The following is a 10,096-nucleotide window of genomic DNA, read 5'->3' as shown; positions in this document are numbered from 1 at the left end:
TTCATATTTTTGCCGGTTTATGCCGATGCTGGTGAAAATTGGCAGTTATTCAGACCTTCCTTAAAAATATTTTTGCAGGGCAAAACCCACTTGGTCACGCTCCCAAAACTTTAGCGCATGTTCAGCGCTGTATTGAATTGTCTATTGGTAGAGAAGGCATCGTACTCGATTCATTTGCTGGCTCTGGAACTACCGCTCATGCAGTTCTTGAAGCTAATAAAAAAGACAATGGCAGCCGTAAGTTTATCTTAGTCGAGTGTGAAGACTACGCCGATACATTAACTGCTGAACGTGTTCGTCGTGTTATTAACGGTTACCCCTTTAAAGGCAACCAGAAGCAAGAACTGCTTTCTGAAAAAATCACGTGGTCGGTCTTTGAGAAAAAACACGCGGAGTTGCTTGAAAAAATAGCCAAAGTTGAAGAAAAACACAGCAAGGATTTTGACAAAATCAAGAAAGAGCTCAAAGACGGTGTACTTACTGTAACTGGTGAGCGTAAAGTGGATGATTTTGCGCCAGGCATTGGTGGTAGTTTCACTTATTGTACTTTGGGTGAACCGATTCAAATTGAAAGTTTACTTACTGGCGAAGCGATGCCATCGTTCGACGCGCTTGCACGTTATGTGTTTTATACCGCAACTGGGCAGTCATTAGAAACTGTTGCTAAAGCTTCTGCCGATGGTTTTATCGGTGAAACAGATCTATTCCGTATTCATCTGTTCTATCGTCCAGATAGCGAATGGTTGCGTTCAAATGAAGCCGCATTAAACGCGGACAAAGTAGAGGCTATAGCTAAAAACAATACTACGAAGAAACGCACTATTGTATTTGCTGTAGCGAAATTTATGAGTCAGAAGGACTTAACTGAAAAACGCATTGAGTTTTGCCAGTTGCCTTACGCTATCCATCGTATTATGGGGGCGTAACATGGAGTTAAAAGACTACCAAAATGGTGTGCTGGATAAGCTGGACTATTACTTAAAAAAGCTGGCCGACACCAAGGAAGAAGCGGAAGACTTTGTTGCTTTTCAGAAAATGAAAGGCAAAGACGCTCGCTTAACCGATTATGCCAAAGACACGTGGGAAGCTCTGGTACAGGAGCGCCGTATTGACCTACTTAAAGACAAAAGCGGTCACTTGGTGCCCGCACCTTATGTCACAAGATTTGACGGATTAGAGCGGCCAATTCCTAACGTGTGCCTGAAAGTACCGACAGGTGGTGGTAAAACCTTACTTGGTGTTGCTGCGGTTGAGCGCCTGCAAACTGATTTGTTTACGCAACAGACAGGTATGGTGCTCTGGGTGGTGCCGTCGGATGCCATTTACAAACAAACCTGGAAACAGTTGGCCAATCGTGAGCATCCGTATAGGCAAATGCTAGAGCGTGCTTCGGGTGGACGAGTAAAAATGCTCGAAAAGAACGATGCATTTACCAAGCGGGATACCGACGAAAACCTGTGCGTTATGTTGTTGATGCTGCAATCCAGTGCGCGTCAATCCAAAGAAACCCTACGCATGTTCCGTGATAGTGGGCGATTTACCACCTTCTTCCCGATTGAAGATGACACCACAGCCAATGAGGCGCTATTGAGCAGTATTCGTAATTTAGATTGTAATGATCTTTCAGATTACGGTTGGCAAGAAGGCATAGCGCCAGGCTCAGTGTCAGTCAAACAAAGCTTAGGCAATGTGTTACGCATGGTTCGCCCAATGATTATTGTGGATGAGGGGCATAAAGCCTATAGCGAAACCGCAAGAGAAACCCTGTGTGGCTTTAACCCTAAGTTTATTCTTGAGCTTTCTGCCACGCCTAACGCAAACGGTAAGCATCACTCAAATGTGCTGGTGAATGTGTCTGGGCAAGCTTTGAAAGATGAGCAAATGATTAAGTTGCCCATCAACTTAATCAACGAAGACAAAAGTGACTGGAAGCATACCTTGTCGCTTGCGCACGCTAAATTGGCAGAGCTTGAACAGGATGCCGGGCAACTACAAAACGAAACCGGTCGCTATATTCGTCCCATCATGCTGATCCGAGTTGAGCGCACAGGTAAAGATCAGCGTGATTCAGCATTTGTGCATGCGGAAGATGCCCGCGAGTATTTGATGGACAAATTGGGCGTGAATGAAAATGAAATCCGCCTGAAAACGTCTGATAAAGACGAGTTGGGTGATGATGATTTGCTCAGCGAAATGTGCCCAGTTAAATACATCATCACAAAGGATGCGCTACGTGAAGGTTGGGATTGTCCTTTCGCTTATGTATTAACCGTGTTGTCAAAAATGACCGCAAAAACGGCAATTACCCAAATGATTGGCCGTGTACTACGTCAACCACATGCGCGATTGACGCAAAAAGCAAGCTTAGATGAGTGTTATGTCTATACCTTTGATCAAGACGTGATGGAAGCTGTTGCTGGTGTTAAGCAAGGTTTAGAAGAAGAAGGGATGGGAGATGTGGCGAATCAAGTTAAAGCTACAGAAGCCAATAAACCCGCCGCAGTAGTGAGCAAAGAAACCTTATTGCGTAGAGAGCGTTTTCGTAACCTACCTAAAATATTCTTGCCTAGGGTTTTACATCGCGATGCTGGGTACAAAGACGGCTACCGTTTGTTTGACTATGAACGGGATGTGCTGGGTGACCTAGATTGGGAATCGCTGTCTTATTTGAATGCTGAGAACTTCCAGCTAGTGGACGATAAGTTAAAGCGCACGATTGCCCGTATCGACTACAAAATGTCAAAGGATAACCAAGGCGAATTGGACTTAGCCGATCCGGTTCACGAGAACATCGAGTTTGACCCGAATGCAGGCCTGGATATCTCCTTTATGGTAAGGCAGCTCACCGATGTTATTCCAAACCCATGGCAAGCCATGCGGGTGTTAACGCACACGTTAGACATCTTGCGTGGTAATGGCGTTTCTGAGGAGGCCTTGTTTACTAACCGCCTTGAGCTGCTCAAAGAGATGAAGCGCGACATTAAACAACAGGTCGCGCAATTATCGGAGCAAATCTTCAGATCTAAGTTGGACAAGGGTGATATCTCCCTACGTCTACTCGCTTCAGACAACGAAAAGCTAAATTGGGAACTGGCGCAAACCTTAGAGGTTAATGTCAGTGAACATGATCAGGTGCTTCGCCGCAAAGATGGATCAGTACTCGAAAAAAGCCTGTTTGAAAAGGTCTATCAAAATGGGCTGAACAATTTAGAGCGCGACACAGCCTGGTATTTGGATAAGCAAGCGTCTGTGTATTGGTGGCATCGTATTGCAGTAAATCAACGCGAGTACAGCCTACAAGGCTGGCAAAAGCAAAAGGTTTACCCTGACTTGTTGGTGTGCGTCGAACAGCCAAACTCTGGCAGTTACCGCTTCTCTGTACTGGAAACCAAGGGTGAGCATTTAAAAGGAAACGATGACACTGAGTACAAGCGCCGATTGTTTGAGCTATTAACTGAGCACGTCAAGACGGCGGTAGATGCTGGCGAACTTACGTTGGAAGCAGCGTCGGGTGGTATGTCGTTCAGAATGCTGATGGAAGACAGTTGGTCACAGGAAATCGTGCCTGAGTTGAATTAATGAGTCATTTGTTGGTGTTGTGTTGTCTCCAACCTTGTCGCTCCTCTTAAAACAGGGGCGAAACTCAAAAGGAATATCAAGTTAACGAGGATTTAGATGAGTCAGCCAATACCGACTTCTTATAATCAAATCATTGCGCATACGATTGAACAGGCGCTTGCCCTATCGGTTAATGCAAAGAGCGAAAATGCTATTGCTGGCTTTTGTCAGTTACAAGGCCCAACAGGCGGGGGCAAAAGTAGTTCGCTTTATCGTAGCCCTGACGGGAAGACTCCAGCGAGCCTTGAATTTATAAAATCTAAAGGGTTGCAGGCCATATTGGTCACCCATCGCTGGAACATCCTGCATGACATTTATGAAAGTGCAACGAGTGCAAAAGACAGCTCAGGCAACCCATTGCTGGTTAGTATTCTTTATGCTCAGGATGAAACTGTTGTTAGTGCGGTTTCGCAACGGGCTCTGCCACATGAACAAGGCGTTCAAAAATCTGACTTGCCCGATCCTTATAAGGCCATTGAGGACATCCATGGTTTAGGAGTGTTTCGTTCTAATGCTGATAAAGAGGCTCTCGTTCGTGCTTGCCACAACGTTGCAGCCATAGCCCGTAATGTTGAGTATAAAAAGAAAAACCCTGATTCGATGGGCGTCTTACTAGAACGAGAAGAGCAGGAACTAAGAAAACTGTGTGGCTTTGTCGAACGAACGCTACTTGGGTGCATGTCGTCCTTAGAGAAGGCAGTGAAGTATGCCAGCAAGCAGCATGGCAAGACGCATGAGCTCACGGAGCAAGCAAAAGAAAAGCTTCGTTTATTTAGAGAAAATAAATGGGTGCGTCGAATTTTCCCGGCGATTGCCTGGCACGATGATAAGCAACATTTGCTGGTGTTAACGACGCAGAAGCTATTCGCTTCCTTTTACGACGGTAAACAGAAAGTCAGAATGTCGAGCGGACAACTGGCCGGAAAGGTAGTATTTGTCGATGAGTTTGATTACCAAGCCGACATTCTACAGACATTACTTGCCCAGTCTCAAATGGTGCAAGAGCCGCCTGAGTGTATTGGCCAATTACTTGAAGGGGGCAAGCGTCTTTTAGCGCGAATGCAGTTTGTTACTGCCGAACCTATACCTGAGCTTTACAGTGAGCTTAAACAGCTTATTGCGGAGCTAGAGGAGGATTTGACCAGCAAAGGTGTCGATCTGAATCAGTCTAGGGCGCTGGTAATGCCTTTAAAACAGTATGAATCCGGTGTGCCGTTCGAAAAGAAATATCTGTTTCGCTCAGATCACTTAGTAACCAGTGAGCCTTTGCAATTACAGCAAAAACCTCATGGCTTTGAAGTGAAAAGTTATGGACAAAGCGATGAAGAATCCGTTGATGTCGGTGATTTTTTGCGTGTGATGGAGAAATATATCAGACGCTTCAGTTTGCTGTTGTCGCAGTTCGCAACCGATGAGTCCGAAGCCTATGAGTATCTCGTTCGGCTAAACCGATTGCTGTTTGATCCTGCGAATGACTATCGACCATCCTACTATAGCACAGCGTTACCCAGCTTATCGCTGTTCTCCTTGCCTCGCACTAGCTTGCCTGAGTTAGAAGCGCTCAGTAGATCAAACCTATTACCTAATACTCAGACGAATATGTTTGGCCTAACAACCTGGCTATTAACCACGGATGAAGCTGAAGCGGATATTGACCCGTTGAGGATCAAGATTAAACGTGCTCTATTGCCGACAACACCTGAAGGGTTAATGGTTTCGTTATCGAGTCGAAACCTGGTTTTTGCACTATCCGCAACCTCTTATATCGAAAGGGGGATTGGTCATTTCGATATACGCTGGATTGAAAGCGCTTTACGTTACGTGGCTCAGGCTCGCAGTCCACAATGTACCGAGAGTTTTTTGGGCGATAGCTTTGAGCAGCGCCCCGAAGATTGGTTTAAGAAGCCAATTCCGTATTTACAAACTGACGAGGATAAGCAGCTGCAAATGGCAGTGATCCGATCGTTGGTTAAAGATAAATCTGAAAAGCGTCGCTCGACACTGAAAACCACGATCCACGACTTTGATGATGCTATCAATGCGCCAGTATTTCTGGAGCCAAAACTGCATTTGAACGCTGCATTTTTTGAGGCTGAGCACTCTGATTACAAGTATGAATACCGGCAGTCTGTGTTGTTTAAATTACTGCACGTTCTGCATTTGGCAGCGAATGAGCCACAACATAAAGGACACCTAGCCTTTGTTAACTCAGTCAAATACCTTCGGAAGTGGTTGATAAGTGATACCGCAGAAAACAGTAGGATGAGCGCGGATTGGCTTGAAATTGAGCGTTTAACCACTGGCGTATTGTCTTCTTTTGACGATGTGTTTATTCCATCGGCTGTCAACGGTAAGCCCATGATGATTTGCTTGCTCAATGCTGAAGCACAAAAGCGAGAAGGATTTGAGTACGCCTATCAAGCGGCGTTCGACTCTGGCCGAACCGTGGTGGTAATGACACAAACTGCATCCGCTACCAATGGAATTAATTTGGACTACTCCTTGCCCAACTCTCAAGGACAGATGGATCTGACGTCACTGTTTATTATTGAAAGTAAGCACTTTTACTTTTCACCATGGGATAGCAATGACGCTGATGATGAAATGTCTCATGCTGGCTTTCAGCTCAGAAACTTAGAAAAATTAGTCAGACGTTCAGAGTTTTCACGTAAGCAGCAGCGGCAATTTATTATGCCGTTAATGAATAACTCAGTCGCTAAAATCCAGGAGCTAAACAAGCTCTATAAAGGGACAAATGACTACGTTAAGAATCTTGCTGCTGACGTGCAGCAGCAAGTTGGTCGTATTGAACGTGCTTGGACGTATGTGCCCCATGTCGCAATTCATTTAAGCGATGATTTAGCAGGCCATCTTCGCAACTACGGCCAATTAACCGTTTGTACTAACAACCGAAATTGGGTTTCAAACCTTAATAATCAGCTGATTGATGATCTTACTCATTCCGAAGATGCATCGGTTTCCAACTTTCTTACCCTGTTGAAAACGCGATTCCAAGATGGCTCTGCTGCGGTAGATATTATTGATAACAAGTTAGTTTCCGCTATCCGAGATGCACGACAAGGTAAGGGTTGTATCGAAGATATTTCAGGACTTTGGCATGAACTAGGCCGCGCTGTATTACAGCATGATCTCCAATGGATGCCGCATAACAATACGTTTGGCATTACTGAGCCTTTGTGTCGTTGGGCGTGCTTTGAACGGCCCGAGGAATCAAAGGTTACTGGTGAAATATGGTACGACCCAAAAAGTTGGCAGTTCTTTGCAAAGCGTGCAGCGGGATTGATTAAGTATAACCCACAGACGCTTTATGAGGTTGTAAACCGGCAACCTGCTATTTCGGATTGGTTTAATCGTAAAGGTTTTCGAACGTCGTTTCAGCCGTTTGCCAACGATATTGAAGAGCAATTTGCATTTCATCCTGTCGTGATTCAGCGAATTTTACAAGGGCGTATTGGTGAAGAAGGTATTCGCGCACTGCTGAGTGACAAGCAGCTAGCCACTAAACAAGACGTCTACAACCATGAGTTGTTTGAATTATATGATTTTGAGATAGCCAACGCGGATGTTTTTGTTGATGCTAAATTTTGGTCAATAGCTGCTCTGGAACAGTCAGATGAAGGCTTTGAGCAATGGCTTGCTTCTGGTAAACGTCCTGAATTTGCGCCTTTGGGATTAATTAAAAAGCTGGAGAAGATCCGTCAAATCCGTGGTGAAAACGCCATTTTGGTTATCGCGAACCTATTGACTGGTGAAGATTGTTCCTTATCGGGCTTTTCTGAAATGTTGGAGCCAGTAAAAGTTGAGAATGCTTCAATCCTGTTTCTACCAGGTTGTTTGGTGAACGATGGATATCAAATGACGTCTGGCTTCAAGTGGTTTTCGAAAATAGTTTGGCAGCGTATGAGGGAGCAAGGTTAATGGATAAAAATAAAGATTTGAGGAAGTTGCCGCTGTCTCATTTGGTTTATTTGAATAACAAGGTTGATGCAGATAAAGCCAACAAATTTGTGGTTTATCACTATCCACTCATCAATAACAACTATCAGTGGAAAGAGAAGAAAGCCTGGGAAGAACGTATCGATGCTGAACTAGACAGTCGGCAGTTTGCCTATTTAATGAAAAAAAATGGTAATCAGTTTGGTCTCTATGTGGCTTTACAAAGCTCAAGTGATATTCCTCCGTCTATTGTAGACGCCGAGTTGCAACCTATTACTCCAGTTAGAGTTGAATATTCACCGGTGTTAAATCCTGTGTGGATTCGACTAATGATGCGATCATTACGGGCTTTTGGCGGTCATTGTAAAGGCGCTTACAGCTTAGGTTGTCCGTTATTGAAAGTAGATAGCTGGGCTGGCGGTGTTAATGCGATCAGCCTAGATTGTAGAACTCAGCAGTTAAAAGATGGAAATACCACTGAGATTGCTCTGTTTTATACCAATGTTCCATTAAGACCGTTATCTAATGACGATGATATAGATCGCATTAAGAAGCCTCTATGGGTCTATGACAAAAATAAGGTACTCGTCAGGTGGTATCCTGGCCATGAAAGAAAACCGAGAGGTACGCTGTTTAAAGAAATTGGAAAGAGTAAAAATTCACGGAAACAGCGTCCGTTTCTGGATCTTTCTACACCAACTAGGTTTGAGCAAAGTTGGCCTATGGTGTTAAAACCAGTGCAAGATGCGTTTATCTGTTTTGCGCGTGACTATGGTTTTGAACTTTCAGCTAAAACGTTAAATCTCCAACCACTGACGTTGAAAACAAAGCATAAGGCCAATAAGGCTAAGTCATCTTTCCCAAGCATCGAGATATCCGGTGAAATCAAGGTTATAGACCTAAGAGTTAATACCGTTGTTGCTTGTGAAGAAATCTTAGACTTATTTAAATCGCTCATTGCACAGAAAGGCGTCGATGTTTCGTGGGATTTACTAGATGGAATTTCGGCAAATGACTTTGAACGGATAAAACTTGAACGTTCGGACCGTGTTTTGATTCTGCTTGATCAGGAAAAAGGTATTGAAGATGATCGTTATCCACTAACAAAGTCGTTAGTTGGACGGTGTGCAGTTCAACATATCAACGTTAATCCTCATGATTTAACGGGAGACCCAGTCGAAAAAAGGTTATTAATCGAGTCAAAAAGAGACGATGACCCGATAAAGCTATACGTTGCGTCTGAAGGTGGATATTACACCTACAACTACGAATTATTAGATACCAAGGCATACAAAGAAGCGATTATTAGAAAGCTTGAAGTGGTTCTTAAAGAATTAGAGATCAAACGTTTACTGATTGATTCTGATAGGGCTATTTCTCAAGTCTTGCCATTGCAACGCGCCTGTTTAAATGAATCAACTATTGTCATTACTGATGGTTATTTGTTTACGGTTTCAAACGACAGACCGGTGTTGATCCCCTTCGATCCCACTGATTCTGGTATGACTTTGAAAACAAATGAGTACCTGGCCAATTTCGAAACATCCGTAGATGATTTGCTCACTTTGATGAATGAGAATTGGCCCTATAGTTATCGTCAGAATGTCGTAATGGATTACTACGGTACTGAAGTTGATAAACAACGACGATTTGCGGCAAGAATTACGCTTGTTTTGAGTAAGAATAAGGACGAACAAGTATCAATCATGATGCAAGATCCATCTTACGACCAAACGAATGTATTGCCACTTGGTATGGAAGATGCGCTTTCGGATTTAACCAAGAAACAGAAGCCTTATCCGTTGACGGATTGGGTTCTGCCAGATAGTGAAGTATTGCTCAATATTGTCAAAGAGTTGAGTGATGATGGCGTGTTATCCAGCCAAAAGGCAACAATGCGATTTGAAAGTGAGTTACCCGAATTAGTTGAATTATGGCAAGAACAATTAGTTTCGCTTCATCAGCAAAATGAGACGAAGGTGACTTACTATCAGGTAAAAAAAGAGGTTATTCAGCGTTGGTTAGATAAGCGAGGAAAGAAAAAAGATACATCAATCAGCGGTAGTTTAGATACCTTGTTATCTCGATTCTTCGATAAGCCTTTAAACGACATCAAACGCTGGATGAGTAACATACCGGGTATTCAACGCATATGGTACGACAAAGAAAAGGGGTATTTTGTTGTCGGTGGATTAACCTCTCCAAAAGCTCAGTTAATGAGACAGCCAAGCATCCGGCAATGGCACACCTTGAAAGGTGAATTGGACATCGAATTACTTGCTGATTTGCTAGATGTTGATTGGGTTCGTATGAATCAGCTTGCGGGTAACCCATGTGTCACGACATTAATTAAACGATGGAAAGAGATAAATCCCGACTCTAGAGATGCGATTTTGCTCAGTTGATAAATGACTTTATTCAACAAATCTGTAAAAGAAATTGAAGCGATAAAAAATGCTAAGGAAGGTCTGAATAACTGCCAATTTTCACCAGCATCGGCATAAACCGGCAAAAATATGAA

Annotated in this window: 4 protein-coding genes; all 4 read left to right on the top strand. The window is 43.6% G+C overall.

The window, feature by feature from the left end; genetic code table 11:
* Positions 1-38: 38 nt before the first annotated feature.
* The 4 genes from C6Y40_RS00025 (at position 39) to C6Y40_RS00010 (ending at position 9,980) form a co-directional block, all read left to right on the top strand.
* Positions 39-926: a DNA methyltransferase gene (locus tag C6Y40_RS00025; RefSeq protein WP_240621791.1), complete on the top strand. Its 888-nt coding sequence runs from the start codon at positions 39-41 to the stop codon at positions 924-926.
* A gap of 1 nt (position 927) precedes the next feature.
* A complete protein-coding gene (locus C6Y40_RS00020) occupies positions 928-3,579 on the top strand; it encodes a DEAD/DEAH box helicase (RefSeq protein ID WP_105932743.1) in 2,652 nt (883 codons plus the stop codon).
* Positions 3,580-3,675: 96 nt separating this feature from the next.
* Positions 3,676-7,557: a hypothetical protein gene (locus tag C6Y40_RS00015; protein ID WP_105932742.1), complete on the top strand. Its 3,882-nt coding sequence runs from the start codon at positions 3,676-3,678 to the stop codon at positions 7,555-7,557.
* Positions 7,557-9,980, top strand: a complete 2,424-nt coding sequence (locus C6Y40_RS00010) for a hypothetical protein (protein WP_105932741.1) — start codon at positions 7,557-7,559, stop codon at positions 9,978-9,980. The genes C6Y40_RS00015 and C6Y40_RS00010 overlap by 1 nt, the downstream gene beginning before the upstream one ends.
* The last annotated feature ends 116 nt before the right edge of the window (positions 9,981-10,096 follow it).

This window comes from Marisediminitalea alba (assembly GCF_002993365.1).
Taxonomy (GTDB): Bacteria; Pseudomonadota; Gammaproteobacteria; order Enterobacterales; family Alteromonadaceae; genus Alteromonas; species Alteromonas alba.
The sequence above is the reverse complement of the archived record's forward strand: the minus strand, read 5'-3'. Positions and strand labels throughout refer to the sequence as shown.